The organism is Helcobacillus massiliensis (assembly GCF_014191425.1).
In the GTDB taxonomy this organism is placed as follows: domain Bacteria; phylum Actinomycetota; class Actinomycetes; order Actinomycetales; family Dermabacteraceae; genus Helcobacillus; species Helcobacillus massiliensis.
This window is the reverse complement of record NZ_JACHWP010000001.1, coordinates 645,471-668,240: the sequence shown is the minus strand read 5'-3', so window position 1 is coordinate 668,240 and position 22,770 is coordinate 645,471. Positions and strand designations below refer to the sequence as shown.

Here is a 22,770-nt window from a genome sequence, read left to right as displayed (position 1 = left end):
GGCTACTGATATGCCCAGCTCTGCCGCGACCCCCGAGACGTTCCTGCTGACGAACGACATGATGCGCGCGATGGACCTCATCGGCGTGTTCGTGATGGGGATCGTCGGCGGTGCGCTCGCCCGGCGCCTCCAGTTCGACGCGGTCGGCTTCGCATTCATCGGCATCGTGTCCGGTCTCGGCGGCGGCATCATCCGCGACCTCATCCTCGCCCAGGGCGTGCCGGCCGCCTTCTCCACCCCGTGGTACCTCGCGGCGAGCCTCGCCGGCGTCCTCATCGCGTTCCTCATCTCCGTGGACGCCAGGATCTGGAGGCACTCCACCACGGTGCTGGACGCGGTCGCTCTCGGCGTGTGGGCCGCGATCGGGTGCGCGAAGTCGCTCGGGGCGGGCCTGTCACCGCTGCCGTCGATCCTGCTGGGGCTCACGACGGCGGTGGGCGGCGGTGTGATCCGCGACGTCATGGTGGGCCGTATCCCCGGGATCTTCACCGGCGGCCCTCTGTATGCGACGGCCGCACTGCTGACCGCGGTCCTCACCTGGGGTGTGGATGCCCTCAACCTGCCGAGCTGGATCGTGGTGCTGGCGGCGCTCGCGGGCACGGCGGTGGCGATCCTGGCGCAGTGGCGCCGCTGGTCCCTGCCGACGGCCCCCGATCTCGCCGTGACCCTGTCACCGGTGCAGATGCGGGCGTTCGTGCGGCGGGTGCGGCGCGAGGAGCGGCAGCGGGTGGCGGCGGAGACCGGGCAGATCCCGGTGCTGGACCCGCAGGACCTCGTGCACGACTCCTTCTTCAACGTGGAGGGAACACCTGAGGAGCCGGACTCCAGGGCGGCTGCGCCGCCGTTCCAGATCCATTTCCCGTCACTGCGGCGCGAGCACGATCATGACGGCGCGATGCACGTCGATGATGATGACGACGATGAGGCGCCGTTCGAGTCAGGCCCGCAGCACCACCGCGGCCGCTGAGCCCGGCAGCTCACCGCTGAGCGGGAGGGCGGCGCGGACCTGGTCGATCGGGATCTGCCCGGGGGCGCTGGCGCGGCCGACGGCGGCGAACGTGGCGGCGGATGCGAACGCCTGCGGAGCGATCCGGGTGACGGCGCCGAGCGGACCCATCGACATGGCGATCACCGGTTTCCGGCTCGGGGCGGGCTGCGCGGACTGATACGACTCAACGGCCTGCATAAGGGTGAGGACGTCGGCGCGGCTGGTCGGCATCACGGCGATCTTCAGCGTGCGGCAGCCGGCGGCGTGGAGAGCGTCGAGAAGGGCGTGGATCTCGGGGGCCGACGGGGTCCGCCGAAAGTCGTGACTGGAGCCGATGACCGCGGCGCCGGTCTGTGCGATGCCGGTGACGAGGTCACGGGCAGAGGCGGGATCGAGCCGGGCGGCCTCCACGTCGATCGCGTCGATGCCGGAGCGAGCGGCGAGGTCGAGCAGCAAATCGGCGTAGGCGTCGTCGCCGAGGGCGATGCCGTCGCCTTCGGCGACGGTGCGAACCGCAGCGAGCAGCGGGACCCGTCGGGCCTGCAACGTCCGGCCGGGGTGCGATGCTGCGCCTGCCTGTGCCGCCGGGTCGGCGTGCGCGGCGAGAGCGCGGGAGATCGCGTCCGCAGCCTCCGCCCGCACCGCTGGGTCGAGCGCGGCCTCTCCGAGCGCATCGACGCGCCATTCGATGACGTCGGCCCCCGCCGCGACGGCTGCGCTGGCCTGGTCCGCGGCAGCGGCCGCAGCGGCGGCTGCGGTGGGGCCGGCGGGCATGATCGGGACGATCACCTGCGGCAGCATCAGGGCTGCGCCTCGTCGGTGACGGCGGCGTACGCGGCGAGCAGCAGCTGCGGGTCCGGGCCTTCGAGGCGGCCCGGGGAGGCGAGGGCGTCCAGCACCACGAAGCGGAGCATGCTGCCGCGGGTCTTCTTGTCGCGCTTCATCGCATCGGCCAGGCGGGGCCACTGGCGGCCCCGGTACGCGACCGGCAGGCCGAGCGAGGTGAGGATGGACCGGTGGCGGTCGAGCAGGGCTTCGTCCATGCGGCCGGCGAGGTGGGCGAGTTCGGCGGCGAACACCATGCCGATGGCGACGGCGGCGCCGTGGCGCCACTGGTAGCGCTCATTGTGTTCGATCGCGTGGCCGAACGTGTGGCCGTAGTTGAGGATCTCCCGCTCCCCTACCTCGCGCAGGTCGCTGCTGACCACGTCGGCCTTCACGCGGATGGCACGGGCGACGATGTCGGCGAACGGCTCGGAGGTGACGTCCAGGGCAGCGGCGGGGTCGTCCTCGATAATGTCCAGGATCTGCGGGTCGCGGATGAACCCGCATTTGACGACCTCGGCGAGGCCGGCGGCGACGTCGTTCGGCGGGAGGGTGCGCAGCGTGTCGAGGTCGGCGAACACGGCGCGGGGCGTGTGGAACGCGCCCACGAGGTTCTTGCCCTCCGCCGTGTTGATGCCGGTCTTGCCGCCGACTGCGGCGTCCACCATGCCGAGGACAGTGGTGGGCAGCTGGATGATGTCGATGCCGCGCAGCCAGGTGGCGGCGGCGAACCCGGCGAGGTCGGTGACGGCGCCGCCGCCGAAGCCGATGACGATGTCGGTGCGGGTGAGGTCGGCCTGGCCGAGGGCCTGCCAGAGGAACCCGGCGACCTGCGCGGTCTTCGCCTCTTCGCCATCGGGCACTTCGGCGAGGTACGCCTCGCGCCCGGTGTCGGCGATGGCGCCGCGGAGCTCATCGGCGAGGACGCGGGTGGACGGCTGGTGGATGATCATGACGCGTTCGCACCGGTCCGGGAGGGCGGCGGGAACGCGCGGCAGGATGGAGCGGCCCACGTGGACGTCGTAGGCCGCCTGGCCGGAGCCGACGGGAATCGTGGTAGTCATGGCTGCTCCTTCGTGCCGGTGATGTCGGCGATGGTGCGGGCGATCTGGTCCGGGGTGCGCCCGGTGGTGTCAACGGTGTGGGTTGCGCAGGCGGCGAACAGGGGTGCGCGTGAGGCGGTGCGCTCCCGCCACGCGGCCAGGGGGTCGGGCCCGCCTGCCAGCAGGGGACGCCCCTCCCCCGTGCCGATGCGGGGACCGACGGCGTCCTCGTCGACGTCGAGCAGGATCACCGTGTGGCCGGTCAGGGCCTCGCGGGTGGCGCCGGTGGTGACGGCTCCCCCACCGAGGGCGAGCACCCCCCGGTGGTCTGTGAGGAGCCGCGCGATGACGCGCTGCTCGACAGTGCGGAAACCGGTCTCGCCGTCCTGCTCGAAGATGACCGGGATGGTGCGCCCGTCGGCCTCCACAATGGCGGCGTCCGAATCCGCGAAGGGCACGCCGAGGAGCCGGGCGAGGGCGCGGCCCACGGTCGTCTTCCCGGAGCCCATCGGCCCGATCAGAACAGCGACCGGTCCTCTGCTCGGGCCGGGGGCGGTGGTGCGGGACGTGTCGGTCATGCCTCGCGCGGGCAGAGGGCGTCGGCCTGCAGCGCGGCGGTGGCCTCGAGGTGGCGGCGGATCTCTGCGACGCTGTCGCCGCCGGCCTTCTCCAGCAGCGCATCAGCGAGGGTGATCGCCACCATCGCTTCGGCGATGACGGCGGCGGGAGCGACCGCGGCGACATCGGACCGCTGGTGGTTCGCGGTGGACTCCTCACCGGTGGCGACATCGATGGTGCGCAGGGCGCGGGGCACGGTCGAGATCGGCTTCAGGGCGCCGCGCACGGCGATGACCTGGCCGTTGGAGATGCCGCCTTCGAGACCGCCGGCGCGGTTCGTGGCGCGGCTGGTGGCGGCGGGGCCGTCACCGCCGGTGAGGATCTCATCGTGGGCGGCGGAGCCGCGGCGGGCGGCAGTGGCGAATCCGTCGCCGATCTCCACGCCCTTGAACGCCTGGATGGACATGATCGCCTGGGCGAGGCGGCCGTCGAGGCGGCGGTCCCACTGGGTGTGGGAGCCGAGGCCGACGGGGACGCCGTAGGCGAGGACCTCCACAACACCGCCGAGGGTGTCGCCGTCCTTCTTCGCGGCGTCGATCTCCGCGACCATGCGGGCGGAGGCTTCGGGGTCGAGGCAGCGGACGGGATCGTCGTTGAGGCGCTGCTCGTCATCCGGGGTGGGAACGGGTGCGTCCGCGGCGATGGCGGCGGTGCCGACAGAGCGGACATGGGAGACCAGGCGGATGCCGGCCGCCTGTTCCAGGAGGGCGGCGCAGAATGCGCCGATGGCGACGCGGGCGGCGGTTTCGCGGGCCGATGCGCGCTCCAGAACGGGACGGGCCTCCTCGAACCCGTACTTCGCCATGCCGGCGAGGTCGGCGTGACCCGGGCGGGGGCGGGTGAGGGCGCGGTTGCGGGCGATTTCGCGTTCGTCGCCGGTGCCGGCGTCGATGAGGAGGTCGGCCGGGTCAACGGGGTCGGGGCTCATCACCTTCTCCCATTTCGGCCATTCGCTGTTGCCGATCTCCATGGCGATCGGCGAGCCGAGGGTGGTGCCGTGGCGGACACCGCCGAGGATGCGCAGGGCGTCCTGTTCGAACTTCTGGCGGGAGCCGCGGCCGTAGCCGAGGCGGCGACGCGAGAGGTGGCGGCGGACATCATCGGAGGTGATGGTGACGCCGGCGGGGAAGCCGTCGATCAGGGCGGTCAGCGAGGGTCCGTGGGATTCGCCAGCGGTGAGCCAGGTGAGCACTGGGCTCCTTCGGTCAGGCCGACGGGGGTCGGCGGTGGTGGATGCGGGACGGTGGGGTCCGCGGTGCGCTCCATGGTACTCGGCGCCGGGACGCGGACGGCGCCGCCCCCACAGTGTGGGAACGGCGCCGTGCCGGTTCAGCGTGTGATCAGGTGATCAGTTGCCGGTGAGCTTCTCGCGGAGGGCTGCCAGTGCTTCGTCCGATGCGAGGGTGCCCTCGTCGGTCGGTGCGGACTGGTAGGAGGCCGGTGCCTCGCCCACAGCGGCGGTGGCGGCGGCGTCAGCATCGGCCTTGAGAGCCTCGGCGACCTGCGCCTTGTGCTGGGTCCAGCGCTCGTAGGCGCGAGCGTAGTCGGCCTCCCAGGCCTGACGCTGCTCGTCGTAGCCCTCGAGCCACTCGTTGGTCTCCGGGTCGAAGCCCTCGGGGTACTTGTACTCGCCGTTCTCGTCGTACTCGGCGGCCATGCCGTACAGAGCCGGATCGAAGGTCGAGTCGTCGCCCTCCGGGTCCACGCCCTCGTTGGCCTGCTTCAGCGACAGGGAGATGCGGCGACGCTCCAGGTCGATGTCGATGACCTTGACGAAGACCTCCTGGTCCACGGTCACGACCTGCTCCGGCAGATCCACGTGGCGCTGCGCGAGCTCGGAGATGTGCACGAGGCCCTCGATGCCGTCCTCAACGCGGACGAACGCACCGAACGGAACGAGCTTGGTGACCTTGCCCGGCACGACCTGGCCGATGGCGTGGGTGCGGGCGAATGCCTGCCACGGGTCCTCCTGGGTCGCCTTCAGCGACAGGGAGACGCGCTCGCGGTCCATCTCGACGGAGAGGACCTCGACGGTGACCGGCTGACCGACCTCGACGACCTCGGACGGGTGGTCGATGTGCTTCCAGGACAGCTCGGAGACGTGGACGAGGCCGTCCACACCGCCGAGGTCCACGAAGGCACCGAAGTTGACGATGGAGGACACGTGGCCGTCGCGGACCTGGCCCTTCTGCAGGGTCTGCAGGAAGTCGCTGCGGACCGACGCCTGGGTCTCCTCCAGGTAGGCGCGACGGGACAGGACCACGTTGTTGCGGTTCTTGTCCAGCTCGATGATCTTCGCTTCGAGCTCCTGGCCGATGTACGGCTGGAGGTCGCGCACGCGGCGCATCTCCACGAGGGAGGCGGGGAGGAAGCCGCGCAGACCGATGTCCACGATGAGGCCGCCCTTGACCACCTCGATGACGGTGCCGGTGACGACGCCCTCGTTCTCCTTGATCTCCTCGATCGAGCCCCAGGCGCGCTCGTACTGTGCGCGCTTCTTGGACAGGATCAGGCGACCTTCCTTGTCCTCCTTCTGGAGGACCAGGGCCTCGACCTCGTCGCCGACCTCGACGACCTCGTCCGGATCCACATCGTGCTTGATGGAGAGCTCACGGGAGGGGATGACACCCTCGGTCTTGTAGCCGATGTCAAGCAGGACCTCGTCCCGGTCTACCTTGACGACGGTGCCCTCGACGATGTCGCCATCGTTGAAGTACTTGATGGTTTCATCGATCGCTGCGAGCAGCTCTTCTTCGCTGCCGATGTCGTTGATAGCGACCTGAGGTGCATTGCTGGTGGTGGTCATGTAGGTAGGAACTCCGTCGGGACAAAAGTCGTAGGGATACTTGCTTGCGATGCCCGCTGCCGCCCTTCGAGCAGGCGGGAAAGCAGACAGGCTCCAGCCTAACCTTCCGAACAGGCCCCAGCCAACCCTTTTCGGTTAATTGTCGGCGAATTGTGAGTGCCCTGACCTGCGACCGCGGAGCAGGGCGGCGCTGCGGCCGCCTCGGGCGTCAGTGCGCGGCCTCCAGCCAGGTGCGACCCGTGCCCACCGACACATCCAGCGGCACCGAGAGCTCGTACGCGCCCTCCATGCCGTCCTTCACCACCTGCATGACCTGCTCCTCCTCGCCCTCGGCGACATCCAGGACCAGCTCGTCATGCACCTGCAGCAGCAGACGGCTGCGCAGGTCCGCCTGCTCGAGGCCCTCACGGACCCGCAGCATGGCGAGTTTGATGATGTCCGCGGCACTGCCTTGGATCGGGGAGTTCAGCGCCACCCGCTCCGCGTTGTCGCGGGCCTGGCGGCGGTCACTGGTGAGGTCCGGCAGGTAGCGGCGGCGGCCGAGGATCGTCTCGGTGTAGCCGCGCTCGCGCGCCTCCTCCACGGATTCGCGCAGGTAGTCGCGGACCCCGCCGAAGCGTTCGAAGTACTGGTCGCGCAGCGCCGTCGCCTCCGACTGCGGGATGCCGAGCTGGCGGCCCAGACCGAACGCGGACAGGCCGTACGCGAGGCCGTAGGACACTGCCTTCGTCTTCGACCGCATGGCGGTGTCGACCTCGTCGGCCTCCACTCCGAACACCTGGGAGGCGACGAAGCTGTGCAGGTCCTCGCCCGAACGGAACGCCGAGATGAGCCCCTCGTCCTCGGAGAGGTGCGCCATGATCCGCATCTCGATCTGCGAATAGTCCGCGGTCATGAGGCTCGCGAATCCGTCGGACGCGCGGAACGCGGAGCGGATCTGCCGGCCCGCTTCGGAGCGCGCCGGAATGTTCTGCAGGTTCGGTGCGGACGAGGCGAGGCGGCCCGTCGCGGCGGCGTTCTGCGAGAAGGTGGTGTGGATGCGGCCCTCCGGCGTCACGGCCTTCCGCAGCGTTTCGATGATCTGGCGCAGCTTCGTGACGTCGCGGTGCTTCAGCAGCGCCTCCAGGAACGGATGCTGGGTCTGCGCGAACAGAGTGTTCAGCGACTCCGCATCGGTGGAGTAGCCGGTCTTCGTCTTCCGGGTGGGCGGCATGTTGAGGCGGTCGAACAGGACGCTCTGCAGCTGCTTCGGGGAGCCGAGGTTGATCTGCTCGCCACCGATGTGGCTGAACGCCTCCTCCGCCACCTGCGCCTGCTGACGCTCATGCTCAGCATCCAGCTCATCAAGCTTCTCGCGGTCCACGGCGATGCCGACGGATTCCATCTCCCGCAGGATCACCGCCAGCGGCAGCTCCAGGTCCCGCAGCAGACCGAGCGCGCCGCGCTCCTCCAGTTCGGCGCGCAGCATCGGCACCATGCGGCGGACCGCGGAGGCGCGCCGCACCAGCGCCTGCGAATCCACACCGTCGAGGTCCAGCGACTGCTGCGCGCCCGAGTCCGCGGCCTGCGCAATGTCCTCCTGCAGGTGGCGCATAGCCAGACCGGCCTCGTCCGTCGGCCGCTGATCGGGGCGGCAGAGGAACTCCGCCAGCGCGAGGTCGAACTCCCAGCCGCGCACCTGGAGGTCCGCGCCGGACAGGAGGTGTCCGGTCAGCTTCGTGGAGAACGCCCGCTTCGGGATGACGCTGTTGCGCAGCCAGCGCTCGAGGGCGGCGCGGTCGTCGCCGCCGAGCTCGTTGGGCTGCAGCACGATCGACGCGGTGTCGCTGGACAGCACCAGGGCGCGGAGGTCCGCCTGGCCCTCCGCCCAGGTCCCGTCGGCCTGCACCACGGCGCCGACGGCGGCGTGCTCCCCGAGGACGGCGTTCAGCTCCCCGTCGGCCGGTTCGATGACGGGCAGTTCGGGGTTCGCCACGATCACCCGCTCCTCCTTCTGGGAGGATTCGCTGAGGAGGGCGGTGGGGATGTCGCGGCGGATGGTGGGGCCGAACGAGAGTTCGTCGAACACGGAGTTGATGGCGACCAGGTCGCCGCGGCCGAGCCTGCAGGTGTCGAGGTCGCCCGGCAGGTCGAGGTCACGGACCGCTTCGTTCAGCTGCCGGTTGCGCCGCACCGCCTCCAGGTTGTCGCGGAGGCTCTGCCCCGCCTTGCCCTTGATCTCCTCCGAATGTTCGAGGATGCCGTCGAGGTCGCCGTACAGGCCGATCCACTTCGCGGCGGTCTTGGGGCCCACGCCCGGCACGCCGGGCAGGTTGTCGGCGCTCTCCCCCACCAGGGCCGCGAGGTCGGGGTACAGGTGGGGCGGCACCAGGTACTTCTCCTGAACGGCCGACGGGTCCATGCGCCGCAGCTCCGTGACGCCCTTGACGGGCTGCAGGAGCGTGGTCCTGTCGGTGACGAGCTGGATCGCGTCGCGGTCGCTGGTGAGCAGCAGCGGCTCCACCCCCGCCTTCTCCGCGGTGGTGGCGAGCGTGGCGACGATGTCGTCCGCTTCGTAGTCCTCGACCGTGTACCAGGTGATGCCGAAGGCGTCGAGCATCTTCTGGGTCAGTTCGACCTGGCCCTTGAACTCCTCCGGGGTGGCGTCGCGCCCGCCCTTGTACTGGTCATAGATGCGGTCGCGGAAGGTGCCGCCGGCGAGGTCGAACGCGACCGCGATATGAGTGGGCTGTTCGTTCTTGATGACGTTGAAGACCATGCGGGCGAACCCGTAGACGGAGTTCGTGGCCTGGCCCTGACCGTTCTTGAACGACTCCGGCGGCAGCGCGAAGAACGCGCGGAACGCCATGGCGTGGCCGTCGATCAGGATGATGCGCTGGTGGGAGGACTGCTCACTCATGAGCATAAGTGTGGCACGCTGGGCCCATGACTTCGACCAGCCTCTCCCCCGCTGAACTCGACCAGCTCAACGACATGCTGCGCGGCACCCTCTGCGAACGACTCGGAATGCGCCTGACGGAGCTGTCTGAGGACGGCGGCGTCATGACGATGCCCGTTCAGGGCAATACGCAGCCCGCGGGCCTGCTGCACGGCGGCGCGACGATCGCGCTGGCGGAGTCCCTGGCGTCGTTCGCGGGGATCCTGCGCGCCAGGAACCTCTACGGACCGACGGCTCAGGGCGTCGGCACGACGGCGTCCGCCACCCACTACCGGTCCGGGCGGAGCGGCCTGGTGACGGCAACGGCGACGGCGCGGCACCTGGGCCGCACCGTCGCCAGTTACATGGTGGATGTGCGCGACCAGGACGAGCGCCTGCTGTCCACCGTCATGATGAGCGTGCAGATGCTGCCGCCGCGCGACTGAGGCTCACGCCGAGCGGCAGGGACTACTTGCCGGAGCCGAGCTGGTCGATGACCGCGTCGGCGACCTCGCGCATGGTCAGGCGGCGATCCATGGACGTCTTCTGGATCCAGCGGAACGCATCCGGCTCCGACAGGTTCATGTTCGACTGCAGCAGGCCCTTCGCCCGGTCCACCCGCTTGCGGGTCTCGAACCGATCCCCGAGATCCTTGATCTCTTCGTTCAGAGCGGTGATCTGCTGGAAGCGGGAGACGGCGATCTCGATCGCGGGCAGCAGGTCAGCCGGGGTGAACGGCTTGACGACGTACGCGAACGCACCGGCGTCACGGGCCCGCTCCACCAGCTCCTTCTGGCTGAAGGCGGTCAGCATCACGACGGGGGCGAGGTTCTCCTCGCCGATCTTCTCGGCCGCGGTGACGCCGTCCATCTGCGGCATCTTCACGTCCATCACCACGATGTCGGGGCGCAGTTCGCGCACCTTCTCCACGGCGGAGGCGCCGTCGCCGACGGCGGCGAGGACCTCGTAGCCCGCTTCGGAGAGGGTCTCCACGATGTCCATGCGGATCAGGGACTCATCTTCGGCGACCACGGCGGTGCGCTGACGGGATGCGGTCTCATCAGCTGCGGTGTCCTCGAGGGCGTCCGCCTCGGCGGCGGTGTCCGGCTCGATGGGGTCGTGGACGTCGGTCATGGTCCCTCCTTGGGATCTCGCGATCGTGCGCGGATGGTTGTGCGAGGTTCACCACCGATCCGGCGGGGCCGGGTGGGAGGCGAAGCCGTCAACTGTATCCTAGAGCGGCCCGCTGGCTGGACAGTCAGCGGATTCGCCGGATTGGCGGAATGGTAGACGCGGGGCACTCAAAATGCCTTGTCTTCGGGCGTGCGGGTTCGAGTCCCGCATCCGGCACCGCATCCCTCCCGGGCAGCAGTCCCGGGAGAACCGTTTCAGCAGAAGAGCCCTGGATCGCTCCGGGGCTCTTCTGCTGCGGACGGGGCCGCGCGGCAGTCGCCGCCGAGCGGCCGCGCGGGTCAGCGGTGGGTCGGGGACTCGCCGCGCGCGATCGCCTCTGCCTCGACGCGCGCCGCGGCGGTGCCGTCGAAGTCGCCGATGCGGTGCACGCGCAGCGTATTGGTGGAGCCGCGCTGGCCCGGGGGCGAACCGGCGGCGATCACCACGAGGTCGCCGGGCTGCAGGCCCTTCTTCTCCCGCAGCAGCCGGTCCACGCCCTCGATCATCTCGTCGGTGTTCTTCTGCATCGACACCAGGAAGGCCTCGATGCCCCAGGACAGGCCGAGCTGGTTCGCGACATGGTCGTACGGGGTGATCGCGAGCAGGGGGATGGTGGGGCGCAGCCGGGACAGTCGGCGCGCCGTGTCACCGGATTCGGTGAATGTCACCAGGTACTGGGCGGAGAGCTGGTCGCCGATCTCGGCGGCCGCGCGGGTGATGGCGCCGCCGCGGGTGTGCGGGATGGTGCCGAGCTCCATGATGCGGTCCGCACCGTTCTGCTCCGTGTTGGAGATGATGCGGGCCATCGTGCGGACCGCTTCGAACGGGTAGCTGCCCACGGAGGTCTCACCGGACAGCATGACGGCGTCGGCGCCGTCGAGAATGGCGTTGGCGCAGTCGGATGCTTCGGCCCGGGTGGGGCGGGGATTCTCGATCATCGACTCCAGCACCTGGGTGGCGACGATGACCGGCTTCGCGTTGCGGCGCGCCAGCTCGATGGTGCGCTTCTGCACCAGCGGCACCTGCTCCAGCGGCAGTTCCACGCCGAGGTCGCCGCGGGCGACCATGATGCCGTCGAATGCGGACACGATGGCGCGCAGGGAGCGCACCGCCTGGGGCTTCTCGATCTTCGCGATCACGGGCCGACGGATGCCGACCTCGTCCATGATGCGGTGCACCCCGTCGATGTCGTGGGCGTCCCGCACGAAGGACAGGGCGACCATGTCGGCACCGAGCTCCAGGCCCCAGCGGAGGTCCTCGATGTCCTTCTCGCTGAGCGCCGGCACGGACACGGCGACACCGGGCAGGTTGATGCCCTTGTTGTCGGAGACGGGGCCGGGGACCTCGACCACGGTCTTCACGTCGGTGTCGGAGACTTCGAGGACGCGGACGGAGACCTTTCCGTCGTCGATGAGGAGGATGTCGCCGGGGCGGCAGTCCCCGGGGAGACCCGAGAAGGTGGTGGAGACGCGCTCGGCCGTGCCGAGGATGTCATCGGTGGTGATGGTGAAGGTGTCGCCCACGTTCAGCTCATGAGGTCCGTTCTCGAACTTGCCGAGGCGGATCTTCGGGCCCTGCAGGTCCATGAGGACGGCGACGGACCGACCGAGGTCGTCAGCCGCAGCGCGGATGTTCTCGTAGACCTGGCGATGGTCCTCGTGCGTGCCGTGGCTGAAGTTCATCCGGGCCACGTTCATCCCCGACTCGATCAGAGTCCTGATCTGGTCGTAGGTGTTGGTCGCCGGACCAAGTGTGCAGACAATCTTCGCTTTGCGCATCTCAACCCAATTCGTTGCTTGTCGGGCCGGACCAGCATGGGTGGACGGATGCGGGATCGGGTCTAGAGCCATACAGGTCGCGACGCCGAGATCCTTGTCTCGAGTCTAGGTCACATTGCGCGCATGTGCCAGGAGATCAGTCCTGATCGGTGCGCTCGGCGCGCTCGTCGACAGCGCGTGCGATCGCCGGGACGTCCTCATCGTCGCTGTCGGGGCCGGCAGCGCTGGCGGTGGGGCCGTGGATGTCGTGCACCCGTCGGGCCTCCCAGCTGCGCCGACGATACCGGGCCGTCAGGGCCGCGAACACGAGCGCGCCGATCAAAAACACGATCAGATACACCCACAAGTGGATGCGCAGGCCCGCGATGATCGGGGCGTCGTCGATCCGGATCGTCTCCATCCAGGAGCGGCCGAGTGAGTAGCCCATCACGTACATCCAGAAGACGCGGCCGCCGCCGATGCGCAGACGCTCGGAGATGACGAGCACGAGCACGCACATGGTGAGGTTCCACAGCGCTTCGTACAGGAAGGTGGGGTGGTATGCGCCGGCGACGCAGCCGGCGATGATCTGGCCGTTCTGCTCGCAGGTGATGTCCAGACCCCACGGCAGGTCGGTGGGGCCGCCGTACAGCTCCTGGTTGAACCAGTTGCCGATGCGGCCGATCGCCTGCGACACGAACAGCGCCGGTGCGATCGAGTCAGCGAGCACGGCGATGCTCACGCCCTTCATGCGGCACATCACCCAGGCGGCGAGCCCGCCCACCACGACGGCGCCGCCGATGCCGAGACCGCCCTTCCAGATCTGCAGGATCTCGATCGGGTTGCCGCCAGGACCGAAGTAGGTGGCCGGGTCGGTGATCAGCACGTGGTAGAGGCGGGCGCCGATGATGCCGGCGATGATCGCGACGAAGCAGATGTCGAAGATGCTGTCGGAGGTGCCGCCGCGCTTCTGCCACCGCTTCGTCGCCCAGAACAGACCCACACCGATGCCGGTGAGGATGCAGAGGGCGTAGAAGTGGATCGTCAGCGGTCCGAGGGAGATCGCGTTGACCGTCGGGCTGGGGATGGTGGCGAGGCTCATGCGCCCTCCACGCCGCGGCGCAGCTCCGTTGCGAGGGCCTCGAGGCGGCGATGGGCATCGGCGCGGTCGTCGGCTTCGAGGATGGCGCGGACGAACGCGCTGCCCACGATGACGCCGTCGGCGTAGGAGGCGATGTCGGCCGCCTGTGCGCCGGTGGAGACGCCGAGGCCCACACAGACCCGTTCAGCGCCGGCGCGGCGGGTGCGGTCCACAAGGTCACGGGCACGGGAGCCGACGGAGGCGCGCATGCCCGTCACGCCCATCGTGGAGGCGGCGTAGATGAAGCCGCTGGCGCTGCGCACCACGTACTCCAGGCGCTGCGCGTCGGAGCTGGGGGCGACGAGGAAAACGCGGTCCACCTCATGCTTCGCTGCGGCGTCGATCCATTCGGCGCCTTCGTCGGGCACGAGGTCCGGGGTGATGACGCCGGCGCCGCCTGCGGCGGCGAGGTCGCGGGCGAACGCGTCGGGTCCGTAGGCGAGGATCGGGTTGTAGTAGCTCATGACGAGCAGAGCGGCGTCGCAGTCGCGGCCGGAGAGCTCATCGATGGCGGCGATGACGTCGCGCGGGCGGGTGCCGTTCTTCAGGGCGATGTCGGCGGCCTGCTGGATGACGGGGCCGTCCATCACCGGATCGGTGTAGGGCACGCCGAATTCGATGGCGTCGACACCGGACTGGGTGAGGACGTGGGCGGCGTCGATGGAGCGGTCGAGGGTGGGGAAGCCGACGGGCAGGTAGGCGATGAGGGCGCTGCGGCCCTCGGCGCGGGCCCGGTCGATGACGTCGGCGGAGCGGAAGCGGGTCATGTCAGTTCTCGTCCTTTCCGGCGGGTGCGGCCGGCGCAGCGGGGCCGACGGGTGCGTTCTCGAGAGCGTCGGCGACGGTGCGGCGGATCTCGGCGAGATCGGCGCGTCCGTCGTCGCCGACGAGGCCGAACCAGGCGGAGGCGGTGTGCACGTCCTTGTCGCCGCGGCCGGAGAGGTTCACGATGATGACCGCGTCCTCCCCCATCTCGCGGCCGAGGTCGATGGCGCCGGCGAGGGCGTGCGCCGATTCGATGGCCGGCATGATGCCTTCGGTCATGGAGAGGTACGCGAACGCCTCCATCGCCTCGGTGTCGTTGACGGCTCGGTAGTCGACCCGGCCGATGTCGTGCAGGAACGAGTGCTCGGGGCCGACGCTCGGGTAGTCGAGGCCGGCGGAGACGGAGTGCGATTCGATGGTCTGGCCGTCCTCGTCCTGCATCACGTAGGAGCGAGCGCCGTGGAGGACGCCCGGGGAGCCGGCGTTGATGGTGGCGGAGTGCTCACCGGATTCGATGCCGGAGCCGCCGGCTTCGCAGCCGATGATTCGGACGTCCTCGTCGTCGAGGAACGCGTGGAACAGGCCGATGGCGTTGGAACCGCCGCCGACGCAGGCGACGACCGCGTCCGGGAGGCGGCCGATCTGCTCCTGGATCTGGTCGCGCGCCTCCTCACCGATGCAGCGGTGGAACTCCCGCACCATCGTGGGGTACGGGTGGGGGCCGGTGACGGTGCCGAGCAGGTAGTGGGTGGTCTCCACGTTCGCGACCCAGTCGCGGAACGCCTCGTTGATGGCGTCCTTGAGGGTGGCGGAGCCCTGCTCCACGGGGATCACTTCGGCGCCGAGCAGGCGCATGCGGGCCACGTTGAGGGCCTGGCGTTCGGTGTCGACCCTGCCCATGTAGACGGTGCAGTCGAGACCGAGCAGGGCGGCGGCGGTGGCGGTGGCGACGCCGTGCTGACCGGCGCCCGTCTCCGCGATGACGCGCTTCTTGCCCATCCGCTTGGTGAGAACGGCCTGGCCGAGAACGTTGTTGATCTTGTGGCTGCCGGTGTGGTTGAGGTCCTCGCGCTTGAGGAAGATGCGGGCACCGCCGGCGATCCTGGAGAAGCGCGGCACTTCGGTCAGCAGAGAGGGGCGCCCGGTGTAGTCACGGAACAGACGCTGCACCTCCGCATCGAAGGTGGGATCGGCTTTCGCCTTCTCCCATGCTTCGGCGAGCTCGTCGAGTGCGGGGATGAGCGCTTCGGGGAGCCAGCGGCCGCCGTACTCGCCGAAGTAGGGTCCCTGGACGTCCGTGATGTTCATCGGTTCCTTCTTTCGTCGGTCTGCGCGGGAACGCTGAGGAAGTCGCGTGCGGTCGCTTCCGGGTCGCCGTCGGTGACGAGGGCTTCGCCGACGAGGACCGCGTCGGCACCGTGGCGGGCGTACGTCTCGACGTGAGCCTTCTTCAGGACCGCGGATTCGCCGATGGCGAAGCGGTCACCGGGGATGGTGGGCAGCAGGGCGGCGGCGCCGTCGAGGTCGAGGTCGAGGGTCTTGAGATTGCGGGCGTTGACTCCGATGAGGCGGGCGTCGGTGGCGAGGGCGCGCTCGAGCTCGTCGGCGCTGTGCGCTTCGACGAGTGCCCGCATGCCGAGCTCGTGGGTGAGCTGCAGGTGCTCGGCGAGCTGGGCGTCAGTGAGGGCGGCAACGATCAGCAGAACGATGTCGGCGCCGTGGGCGCGGGCCTCGTAGATCTGGTACTCCTCGACCGTGAAGTCCTTGCGCAGCAGCGGGATGTCGACTGCGGTGCGGACGCGGTCGAGGTCGTGGAGGGACCCGCCGAAGCGTCGCTGTTCGGTGAGGACGGAGATGGCGGTGGCGCCGGCGGCCTCATAGGAGCGGGCGAGGTCCGCGGGTTCGGGAATGTCGGCGAGGGCGCCCTTGGAGGGTGAGGAGCGCTTGATCTCAGCGATGAGGCCGACGGTGTCGCGGCCGTCGAGCCGGGCGCACACGTCGGCGGCGGGCCGCTGGGCGGTGGTCTCGGCGGCGAGGTCGCGGATGCGCGCGAGGGGGGTCGCGGCGCGGCGGGTGTCGAGGTCGGCGCGCACGCCGTCGATGATCGAATCCAGAACAGTGGTGCTCATGGGAACCTTTCGTCAGGGCGCCGCCAAAGGGGCGGCCCCGGGTGCGGGGCCGCCGGTGTTCAGCAGGTGGGAGTGCTCAGGCCGTGTGCTCGCGCGGCTGGCCCTTGCCCGCCTTCGCAAGGCCGAAGCCGGCGATGAGGCCGACCACGATGACGGCGGCGCCGATGATCATGACCAGCTGCGACGCGGTGGCGAGGCCGAAGGCCGCCACGATCGCACCGACGACCACCAGCACGGACAGCACCCAGGCTGCGAGGGTCTTGCCCTCGTTCGCGGGCGGGGACGGCGGAACCATGTAGGTCTTCGACATCAGGTGATCTCTCCATCGAACGGGATCGGAAGGGGTCGGGAGGAGCGGGCTGCTCCTCCCCTATTGTGCCATGTGCCAGGGACTCGGCCGCGCACGCTCACGTGGGGTCGTCACCGCGGCTGAGGGCGTCCCAATCGGAGGCGTCGGACCGGGCGGTCTTCGCGCCGGTGGCGGAGCGGTCGGCGGAGCGGCTGTAGCGGCTGGCGGTGGGGGCCGACGGGTCCTGCCCGTCCGCGCGTGCGGCGCGGCGGCTCGTCACGGTCAGCGCACTGGCGACCGCTGCGGCGGCGAAGGCCGCGAGAGCGGCGAGGATCGGCATGGTGGTGGTGCGGGCGACCACCTCACCACCGAGCACACCGGTTGCTTCGGAGACGGCGCCTGCGGCCGCTGCCTCCGGGTCGAGCAGCACCAGCAGGGAGGCGACGGCGGCGCTGACCCCGGCGAGGACCGCGATCCCGGCGATGACGGTGCGGGCGGTACCGCGGGCCAGCGCGGAGGCGAGGAACGCCGCGATGACGACCACGGCGAGGGCTGCGGCGGCGGGTGCGGCGGAGGAGCCGACGACGTTCTGCGCGACAGCGGTGCCGGTCAGGTCCATAGCGGTGGCGTGCAGCCACACGGTGCGGGTGAGGCCGAGGGTGCCGGCGCCGAGGGCGATGCCGAGCAGCGGCAGGAGCTTCAGTGAGCGCATCAGGCGTCCCCTCGGGACCCGTCGGCCCCCGGCTCCGTGCGCGGCGCGGGCGTGTCGGGGCGGAGCGTGGCGGCGGAGGCGACGGCGCGGACCGCGGCGGCAGCCTTCTGCTCGGATTCGCGGAACTCCATGGTGGGGTTGGAGTCGGCGACCACTCCCCCGCCGGCCTGCACGTGGGCGCGGCCGTCCTTCATGACGGTGGTGCGGATCGCGATCGCCATGTCCATGTCGCCGGCGAAGTCGAGGTAGCCGACGGTGCCGCCGTAGATGCCGCGGGAAACCGGCTCCACTTCGTCGATGATCTGCATGGCGCTGGGCTTCGGCGCGCCGGACAGGGTGCCGGCGGGGAAGGTGGCGCGCAGAGCGTCGAAGCTGGTGGCTCCGTCCCGGAGGCGGCCGGTGACGGTGGAGACCATGTGCATGACGTGGGAGTACTTCACCACGTGCTTGAATTCGCGCACCACCACACTGCCGGGTTCGCACACCTTCTGCAGGTCATTGCGGGACAGGTCCACGAGCATGACGTGCTCGCTGGCGTCCTTCGGGTCGGCGAGGAGGTCGTCACGCAGGTGGGCGTCCTCCTCCGCGGTGCGGCCGCGCGGGCGGGACCCGGCGATGGGGTAGGTCATCGCTTCGCCGGCGCGGACGCGGACGAGGGTTTCGGGGCTGGCGCCGACGATGTCGATCGGGTTCCCGTCGCCGTCGTGCGCGCGCACCAGCATCATGTACGGGCTGGGGTTGAGGCGGCGCAGCACCCGGTACACGTCCAGGGGGTCGGCGGCACTGTCGTGGGAGACGCGGCGGGACGGCACCACCTGGAAGATGTCGCCGTCGCGGATGCGGTCCACAGCGGTGCGGACGATCTCTTCGAAGAGGGCCTGGTCGAGGTGGGAGGTGCCGCCGTCGCCGTCGCGGTTCTCGTACACCACGGGCGCGGTGTCCACAGGGGCGGCGAGAGCCCGGCGCATCACCTCGAGGCGCTGCAGGGCGGCGTCGTAGGCGGCGTCGACCCCGGTGTCGAGGGCGTTGATGTTGAGGGCGTTGGCGACGAGCAGCACGGTGGAGTCGACGTGGTCGTACACGGCGACGTCTTCGGCGAGCAGCATGCACAGATCGGGGGTGCCGATCTCGTCGGCGGGCTTCTCGCCGAGTCGCTCCCAGCGGCGGACGGCGTCGTACGCGATGAAGCCGACGAGGCCACCGGTGAACGGCGGCAGGTTCGGCAGGCGCGCCGCACGGAACTCATCCGCGGTGGCGCGCAGTGCCTCCAGGGGGTCCCCGTCGGTGGGGACGGAGGCGGGGACGTCGCCGAACCAGCGGGCGGCGCCGTCCTTCTCGGTGAGAGAAGCGCGGGCGCGGGTGCCGATGAACGACCAGCGGGCGTCCTCCCCTTCGCCACCGGATTCCAGCAGGAACGTGCCGTCGGTGCCGGTGGCGGCGGTGAGTTTGCGGTACACGCTGATGGGGGTGTCCTGGTCAGCGAGGACGCGGTGCACCACCGGCACCACACGCTGCTGCGCGGCGAGGACCCGGAACTGTTCGCGGTCCGGCCAGACCTCGCCGAGGCGTTCACTGGTGAGGCCCTGGATCTGCTCGGGGTAGATCTGGGCGCTCTGCATAGTGCGGGACTGCTCGGTGCTCACTGCGTGGTCTCCTCTGGGGCAGCGTCGATGGTTGCGGGCAGGTCCCGGCCGCGCACGGACCCGTCGGCGCCCTCCTCCTCGAAGCAGGTGCGGGTGCCGGTGTGGCAGGCCGCGCCGATCTGTTCCACCTCGATGAGGATGGTGTCGGCGTCGCAGTCGAGGCGGGCGCGGCGCACGTACTGGGCGTGGCCGGAGGTGTCGCCCTTGCGCCAGTATTCGCGGCGGGAGCGGGACCAGAAGGTGACGCGGCCCTCCTCGAGGGTGCGGCGCAGCGCTTCGGCGTCCATGTAGCCGAGCATGAGCACCTCACGGCTGGTGTGGTCCTGCACGACGGCGGGGATGAGCCCGTCGGCCCCCCAGCGGATGGAGGCGGCCTCGGCGCTCACAGGGCGCGGGTGAGCTCGTCGATGCGGGTGGTCTTCTCCCACTCGAAGTCCGGCAGCTCGCGGCCGAAGTGGCCGCCCACGGAGGTCTGGGAGAAGATCGGGCGCAGCAGGTCGAGCTGCTCGATGATGGCATCGGGTCGCAGATCGAACACCTTCGTGATGGCGGAGGCGAGGGCGGAGTCGGCGACCTTGCCGGTGCCGAAGGTGTCCACGTACAGGCCGACGGGCGCCGCCACACCGATGGCGTAGGCGACCTGCACTTCGCAGCGCTCAGCGAGCCCAGCGGCGACGACGTTCTTCGCCACCCAGCGCAGCGCGTACGCGGCGGAGCGGTCCACCTTCGACGGGTCCTTGCCGGAGAATGCGCCGCCGCCGTGGCGGGCCATGCCGCCGTAGGTGTCGACGATGATCTTGCGGCCGGTCAGGCCGGCGTCCCCCTTTGGACCGCCGATGATGAAGCGGCCGGTGGGGTTGATGTGGAGGCGGGTCTGGGAGGTGTCGAGGCCGAGCTCGGCCAGCTCGTCGAGGACGGGCTGGATGACCACCTGGCGGATGCCGGGGGTGAGCTGGTCGGCGAGGTCGACGTCGGCGGCGTGCTGGCTGGAGACGACGATCGCCTCGACGCTGCGGGCGATGTTGTCGTCGTCGTAGCCGATGGTCACCTGAGTCTTGCCGTCGGGGCGGAGGAACGGCAGGATGCCGTCTTCGCGGGCGGTGGTGAGGTTGAGGGCGAGGCGGTGCGCACTGTGGATCGGCAGCGGCATCAGTTCGGGGGTGTCGTTGCAGGCGTAGCCGAACATGAGGCCCTGGTCGCCGGCGCCCTGAAGGTTGCCGGTCTCGGTGAGGCCGGACTTGTGCTCGTGGGAGGTGTCCACGCCGAGGGCGATGTCCTCGGACTGGTTGCCGATGGACACTTCGATGCCGCAGGAGTCGGCGTCGAAGCCCTTCTCGGAGGAGTCGTAGCCGATCTTCCGGATGGTGTCGCGGACGATGCGGTTGACGTCCGAGTAGCCTTCGGTCCGAACTTCGCCGGCGATGTGGACGAGGCCGGTGGTGACGAGGGTTTCGACGGCGACCCGGGAGCTGGGGTCCTGGGCGAGCATGTCGTCGAGGATGGCGTCGGAGATCTGGTCGCAGATCTTGTCCGGGTGGCCGCCGGTGACCGACTCGGAGGTGAAGTAGCGCAGTCCCTGGGTCATTCTCGGCGTCCTTTTCGTTCGGGGTCAGAGGCTCCGCCGCTCGGGGTGAGCAGGCGGGCTATGGCGGTGAGGATGGCGTGGGCGACATCCGTTTTGGTGCCGTCAGCACGGTCGATCTCGCTGCCGGAGCCGTCCAACAGTACGACGGCGTTGTCCGCGGAGCCGAATGCGTGCTCCGCAACGTTGTTGAATGCGAGGAGGTCCGCGCCCTTGCGGCGGGCCTTGTCGCGCGCGTGGTCCAGCGCGGTGGCGTGCTCGTCACCGGTTTCGGCGGCGAAGCCGACGATGACAGTAGGCCCGCTGCCGGCGCGTTCACGATTCGTCACAAGGCTGCGGAGGATGTCCTCGGTCTGTTCCATCTGGAGGGTGAGGCCGGCCTTCGGCGAGGTCTTCTTCAGCTTGCTGCCCGCTCCCCCACCGGTCGGGGCGAAGTCACTGACGGCGGCGGCCATGACGACGGCGTCGTGGTCTGCTTCGTGGCGGTGGACGGCCTCGGCGAGCTCGGCAGCGGAGTCGACGCGCTCCACGGCGATGCCGGTGGGCAGCGGTTCGGTGACGGCGCCGGCGAGGATGAGGGTGACATCGGCGCCGCGGGCTGCGGCAGCATGGGCGAGGGCGACGCCCTGTTTGCCGGAGGAGTGGTTGGAGATGAAGCGGACCGGGTCGATCGCTTCGTGGGTGCCGCCGGCGGTGATGAGGACCCGTCGGCCGGCGAGGTCGCGCAGGGGCGCGCCTGCAGCGGCAGCGCGGGCGCTGCCGGTGGGTGCGGCGGCGCGGGGTGCGCGCAGGGTCGCGAGGACGCGGTGGAGGATCTGCTCGGGTTCGGGCAGGCGGCCGGGCCCGGAGTCGGGGCCGGTGAGGCGGCCGACGGCGGGCTCCATCACGTCGATTCCCCGCTCGCGCAGGACGGTCACGTTGTCGCGGGTGGCGGGGTGCTCCCACATTTCGGTGTGCATGGCGGGCGCCATGATGACGGGGCCGCGGGCCACGAGGAGGGAGGCGGTCATCAGGTCGTCGGCTCGGCCCATGCGGGCGCGGGCGAGGAAGTCCGCAGTGGCGGGGGCGATGAGGATCGCGTCGGCGTCCTGGCCGGTGGCGACGTGCGCGACCTGGTCGACGTCCTCGAACACGGAGGTGAGGACGCGGTGCCCGGTGAGGGCCTCCCAGGTGGCGGCGCCGACGAACTCGAGGGAGGACGGGGTGGGGATGACGCGGACGTCCGCTCCCCACGCGGCAAGGCCGCGCACGATATGCGCGGCCTTGTACGCGGCGATTCCCGCAGTGACGCCGACGACGATGCGCTCACCTGCCAGGGGCTGATGCGTCATGCCGGGTCCGGGGGTGCTCAGAGTTCGAAGCTGATCGGTGCCTCGGGGGCGTCATCGCCGAGCTTGAGCGGCTGACGCGCTGGCTTCTCCGGCTCGGAGTCATCATGCTCCTTGGCGGTGAGCAGGCCTTCATCGATCTCGCGCAGCGCGATCGACAGCGGCTTCTCCTGCGGATCAGTGTCGATCAGCGGTCCCACGTGCTCGAGGAGGCCGTCCTCCATCTGCGAGTAGTAGGAGTTGATCTGGCGAGCACGCTTCGCCGAGTAGAGCACGAGAGCGTACTTCGAATCGACGGTCTCCAGGAGACGGTCGATCGGCGGATTCGTGACGCCTTCGGGCTGTGCGACTGTTCCGGACACAGGTGTCCTTTCATCGAGCGGTTCGTACTGCAACCCACCATCATAGGCGGTGGGGTGTTCGGGTGGAAGGAGCGGCCGCCTCAGGCGGCGGTGACGTCTCCCACGCCGATGACGCGGGCGAGCTCCTCAACGGCACGGTCGAGGTCGTCGTTGACGATCGTCAGATCGAATTCCTTTTCGGCCGCCATCTCGGTCTCAGCGGTGAGCAGCCGGCGTTCGCGCTCCTCAGCGGTTTCGGTGCCGCGGCCGATGAGGCGGCGGACCAGTTCTTCGCGGGACGGCGGGGCGAGGAACACGAACTGCGCCTCCGGCATTGAGGCGCGCACCTGGCGGGCGCCGGCGAGGTCGATCTCGAGCAGGACGGGCCGGCCCGCCTGGAGCTGTTCGATGACGGGGCCGCGCGGGGTGCCGTAGCGGTGCTTGCCGTGCACGATGGCCCATTCCAGCATGTCGCCTGCGTCCACGAGGGAGGTGAACTCGTCCTCGCTGACGAAGTGGTAGTGCTCGCCGTCCTTCTCACCGGGGCGCGGCGGCCGGGTGGTCGCCGAGACCGACAGGTGGAGGTTCGGCTGCTTCTCCAGCAGGCGGTTCACGACCGTGCCCTTGCCGACGGCTGTGGGACCGGCCAGAACGGTCACGCGGGCTGGTTCAGCCGCCGGCGAGGGGGTCGTACGGGGGGTTCGAGAGGAAGG

Annotated in this window: 22 protein-coding genes and 1 tRNA gene; 3 read left to right on the top strand and 20 right to left on the bottom strand. The window is 70.1% G+C overall.

From position 1 onward, the window contains the following. Nucleotides 1-10 precede the first annotated feature (10 nt). Nucleotides 11-967: a trimeric intracellular cation channel family protein gene (locus FHX50_RS03075; protein WP_183374331.1), complete on the top strand. Its 957-nt coding sequence runs from the start codon at nt 11-13 to the stop codon at nt 965-967. Here FHX50_RS03075 and aroD read toward each other — a convergent pair. The 6 genes from aroD to polA form a co-directional block, all read right to left on the bottom strand. After that, nucleotides 938-1,789 (bottom strand): type I 3-dehydroquinate dehydratase, encoded by an 852-nt coding sequence (gene aroD / locus FHX50_RS03070; RefSeq protein WP_183374329.1) that lies wholly within the window; start codon nt 1,787-1,789, stop codon nt 938-940. The two genes, FHX50_RS03075 and aroD, sit on opposite strands and share 30 nt — an antisense overlap. Beyond that, nucleotides 1,789-2,877 (bottom strand): 3-dehydroquinate synthase, encoded by a 1,089-nt coding sequence (aroB, locus tag FHX50_RS03065; protein WP_183374327.1) that lies wholly within the window; start codon nt 2,875-2,877, stop codon nt 1,789-1,791. The genes aroD and aroB overlap by 1 nt, the downstream gene beginning before the upstream one ends. After that, complete coding sequence (locus FHX50_RS03060) at nt 2,874-3,434, bottom strand: shikimate kinase (protein WP_183374325.1); 561 nt, start codon at nt 3,432-3,434, stop codon at nt 2,874-2,876. The genes aroB and FHX50_RS03060 overlap by 4 nt, the downstream gene beginning before the upstream one ends. Further along, nucleotides 3,431-4,666, bottom strand: coding sequence for a chorismate synthase (aroC, locus tag FHX50_RS03055; RefSeq protein ID WP_183374323.1), 1,236 nt, complete (start codon nt 4,664-4,666; stop codon nt 3,431-3,433). The genes FHX50_RS03060 and aroC overlap by 4 nt, the downstream gene beginning before the upstream one ends. A gap of 156 nt (nt 4,667-4,822) precedes the next feature. After that, on the bottom strand, nt 4,823-6,280 hold the full coding sequence (gene rpsA, locus FHX50_RS03050) for a 30S ribosomal protein S1 (RefSeq protein ID WP_183374321.1): 1,458 nt from the start codon (nt 6,278-6,280) through the stop codon (nt 4,823-4,825). Nucleotides 6,281-6,488: 208 nt separating this feature from the next. Next, the gene (gene polA, locus FHX50_RS03045; protein WP_246370637.1) at nt 6,489-9,179 is read right to left on the bottom strand and encodes a DNA polymerase I; all 2,691 of its coding nucleotides are present in this window, start codon (nt 9,177-9,179) and stop codon (nt 6,489-6,491) included. A gap of 26 nt (nt 9,180-9,205) precedes the next feature. Here polA and FHX50_RS03040 point away from each other — a divergent pair, with 26 nt between their 5' ends. Continuing rightward, nucleotides 9,206-9,643, top strand: a complete 438-nt coding sequence (locus FHX50_RS03040) for a PaaI family thioesterase (RefSeq protein WP_183374317.1) — start codon at nt 9,206-9,208, stop codon at nt 9,641-9,643. A gap of 22 nt (nt 9,644-9,665) precedes the next feature. Here the strand turns inward: FHX50_RS03040 and FHX50_RS03035 are convergent, their stop codons facing one another. Beyond that, nucleotides 9,666-10,331: an ANTAR domain-containing response regulator gene (locus tag FHX50_RS03035; protein WP_183374315.1), complete on the bottom strand. Its 666-nt coding sequence runs from the start codon at nt 10,329-10,331 to the stop codon at nt 9,666-9,668. Between the two features lie 135 nt (nt 10,332-10,466). Between FHX50_RS03035 and FHX50_RS03030 the strand changes: the two genes are divergently transcribed. After that, nucleotides 10,467-10,547: transfer RNA gene (locus FHX50_RS03030), tRNA-Leu, on the top strand. A 122-nt stretch (nt 10,548-10,669) separates the two neighbouring features. On the opposite strand, the gene pyk is transcribed toward FHX50_RS03030, so the two are convergent. From pyk to gmk, 13 genes are all read right to left on the bottom strand, one after another. Further along, the gene (gene pyk / locus FHX50_RS03025; protein ID WP_183374313.1) at nt 10,670-12,148 is read right to left on the bottom strand and encodes a pyruvate kinase; all 1,479 of its coding nucleotides are present in this window, start codon (nt 12,146-12,148) and stop codon (nt 10,670-10,672) included. A 136-nt stretch (nt 12,149-12,284) separates the two neighbouring features. Continuing rightward, entirely contained in the window at nt 12,285-13,229 is a 945-nt protein-coding gene (lgt, locus tag FHX50_RS03020; RefSeq protein ID WP_183374311.1) for a prolipoprotein diacylglyceryl transferase, read from the bottom strand. Beyond that, on the bottom strand, nt 13,226-14,035 hold the full coding sequence (gene trpA, locus FHX50_RS03015; protein ID WP_183374309.1) for a tryptophan synthase subunit alpha: 810 nt from the start codon (nt 14,033-14,035) through the stop codon (nt 13,226-13,228). The genes lgt and trpA overlap by 4 nt, the downstream gene beginning before the upstream one ends. Before the next feature lies 1 nt (nt 14,036). Further along, the gene (trpB, locus tag FHX50_RS03010; protein ID WP_183374307.1) at nt 14,037-15,341 is read right to left on the bottom strand and encodes a tryptophan synthase subunit beta; all 1,305 of its coding nucleotides are present in this window, start codon (nt 15,339-15,341) and stop codon (nt 14,037-14,039) included. Beyond that, nucleotides 15,338-16,162, bottom strand: a complete 825-nt coding sequence (gene trpC / locus FHX50_RS03005) for an indole-3-glycerol phosphate synthase TrpC (RefSeq protein WP_183374305.1) — start codon at nt 16,160-16,162, stop codon at nt 15,338-15,340. The genes trpB and trpC overlap by 4 nt, the downstream gene beginning before the upstream one ends. A gap of 76 nt (nt 16,163-16,238) precedes the next feature. Next, a complete protein-coding gene (locus FHX50_RS03000; RefSeq protein WP_183374303.1) occupies nt 16,239-16,472 on the bottom strand; it encodes an HGxxPAAW family protein in 234 nt (77 codons plus the stop codon). 97 nt (nt 16,473-16,569) lie between these two features. Then, nucleotides 16,570-17,163 carry a Trp biosynthesis-associated membrane protein gene (locus tag FHX50_RS02995; RefSeq protein ID WP_183374301.1) on the bottom strand — a complete coding sequence of 198 codons (594 nt, stop codon included), beginning with the start codon at nt 17,161-17,163 and terminating at the stop codon, nt 16,570-16,572. Beyond that, nucleotides 17,163-18,782, bottom strand: a complete 1,620-nt coding sequence (locus tag FHX50_RS02990; RefSeq protein ID WP_183375309.1) for an anthranilate synthase component I — start codon at nt 18,780-18,782, stop codon at nt 17,163-17,165. Before FHX50_RS02990 ends, FHX50_RS02995 begins: the two co-directional genes overlap by 1 nt. Before the next feature lie 20 nt (nt 18,783-18,802). Continuing rightward, nucleotides 18,803-19,192, bottom strand: coding sequence for a phosphoribosyl-AMP cyclohydrolase (gene hisI / locus FHX50_RS02985; protein WP_183374299.1), 390 nt, complete (start codon nt 19,190-19,192; stop codon nt 18,803-18,805). Next, nucleotides 19,189-20,391, bottom strand: coding sequence for a methionine adenosyltransferase (gene metK, locus FHX50_RS02980; protein ID WP_183374297.1), 1,203 nt, complete (start codon nt 20,389-20,391; stop codon nt 19,189-19,191). The genes hisI and metK overlap by 4 nt, the downstream gene beginning before the upstream one ends. Further along, nucleotides 20,388-21,719 (bottom strand): bifunctional phosphopantothenoylcysteine decarboxylase/phosphopantothenate--cysteine ligase CoaBC, encoded by a 1,332-nt coding sequence (gene coaBC / locus FHX50_RS02975; protein WP_183374295.1) that lies wholly within the window; start codon nt 21,717-21,719, stop codon nt 20,388-20,390. The genes metK and coaBC overlap by 4 nt, the downstream gene beginning before the upstream one ends. Nucleotides 21,720-21,736: 17 nt before the next feature. Beyond that, complete coding sequence (gene rpoZ, locus FHX50_RS02970; RefSeq protein WP_183374293.1) at nt 21,737-22,078, bottom strand: DNA-directed RNA polymerase subunit omega; 342 nt, start codon at nt 22,076-22,078, stop codon at nt 21,737-21,739. 80 nt (nt 22,079-22,158) lie between these two features. Continuing rightward, nucleotides 22,159-22,716 carry a guanylate kinase gene (gene gmk, locus FHX50_RS02965; RefSeq protein WP_343064032.1) on the bottom strand — a complete coding sequence of 186 codons (558 nt, stop codon included), beginning with the start codon at nt 22,714-22,716 and terminating at the stop codon, nt 22,159-22,161. Between the last annotated feature and the right edge of the window lie 54 nt (nt 22,717-22,770).

Coding starts and splice junctions, on each gene's coding strand:
- FHX50_RS03075 (WP_183374331.1), top strand. CDS start 11: ATGCCCAGCTCTGCCGCGACCCCCGAGACGTTCCTGCTGACGAACGAC.
- aroD (WP_183374329.1), bottom strand. CDS start 1,789: ATGCTGCCGCAGGTGATCGTCCCGATCATGCCCGCCGGCCCCACCGCA.
- aroB (WP_183374327.1), bottom strand. CDS start 2,877: ATGACTACCACGATTCCCGTCGGCTCCGGCCAGGCGGCCTACGACGTC.
- FHX50_RS03060 (WP_183374325.1), bottom strand. CDS start 3,434: ATGACCGACACGTCCCGCACCACCGCCCCCGGCCCGAGCAGAGGACCG.
- rpsA (WP_183374321.1), bottom strand. CDS start 6,280: ATGACCACCACCAGCAATGCACCTCAGGTCGCTATCAACGACATCGGC.
- polA (WP_246370637.1), bottom strand. CDS start 9,179: ATGAGTGAGCAGTCCTCCCACCAGCGCATCATCCTGATCGACGGCCAC.
- FHX50_RS03040 (WP_183374317.1), top strand. CDS start 9,206: ATGACTTCGACCAGCCTCTCCCCCGCTGAACTCGACCAGCTCAACGAC.
- FHX50_RS03035 (WP_183374315.1), bottom strand. CDS start 10,331: ATGACCGACGTCCACGACCCCATCGAGCCGGACACCGCCGCCGAGGCG.
- pyk (WP_183374313.1), bottom strand. CDS start 12,148: ATGCGCAAAGCGAAGATTGTCTGCACACTTGGTCCGGCGACCAACACC.
- lgt (WP_183374311.1), bottom strand. CDS start 13,229: ATGAGCCTCGCCACCATCCCCAGCCCGACGGTCAACGCGATCTCCCTC.
- trpA (WP_183374309.1), bottom strand. CDS start 14,035: ATGACCCGCTTCCGCTCCGCCGACGTCATCGACCGGGCCCGCGCCGAG.
- trpB (WP_183374307.1), bottom strand. CDS start 15,341: ATGAACATCACGGACGTCCAGGGACCCTACTTCGGCGAGTACGGCGGC.
- trpC (WP_183374305.1), bottom strand. CDS start 16,162: ATGAGCACCACTGTTCTGGATTCGATCATCGACGGCGTGCGCGCCGAC.
- FHX50_RS03000 (WP_183374303.1), bottom strand. CDS start 16,472: ATGTCGAAGACCTACATGGTTCCGCCGTCCCCGCCCGCGAACGAGGGC.
- FHX50_RS02995 (WP_183374301.1), bottom strand. CDS start 17,163: ATGCGCTCACTGAAGCTCCTGCCGCTGCTCGGCATCGCCCTCGGCGCC.
- FHX50_RS02990 (WP_183375309.1), bottom strand. CDS start 18,782: ATGCAGAGCGCCCAGATCTACCCCGAGCAGATCCAGGGCCTCACCAGT.
- metK (WP_183374297.1), bottom strand. CDS start 20,391: ATGACCCAGGGACTGCGCTACTTCACCTCCGAGTCGGTCACCGGCGGC.
- coaBC (WP_183374295.1), bottom strand. CDS start 21,719: ATGACGCATCAGCCCCTGGCAGGTGAGCGCATCGTCGTCGGCGTCACT.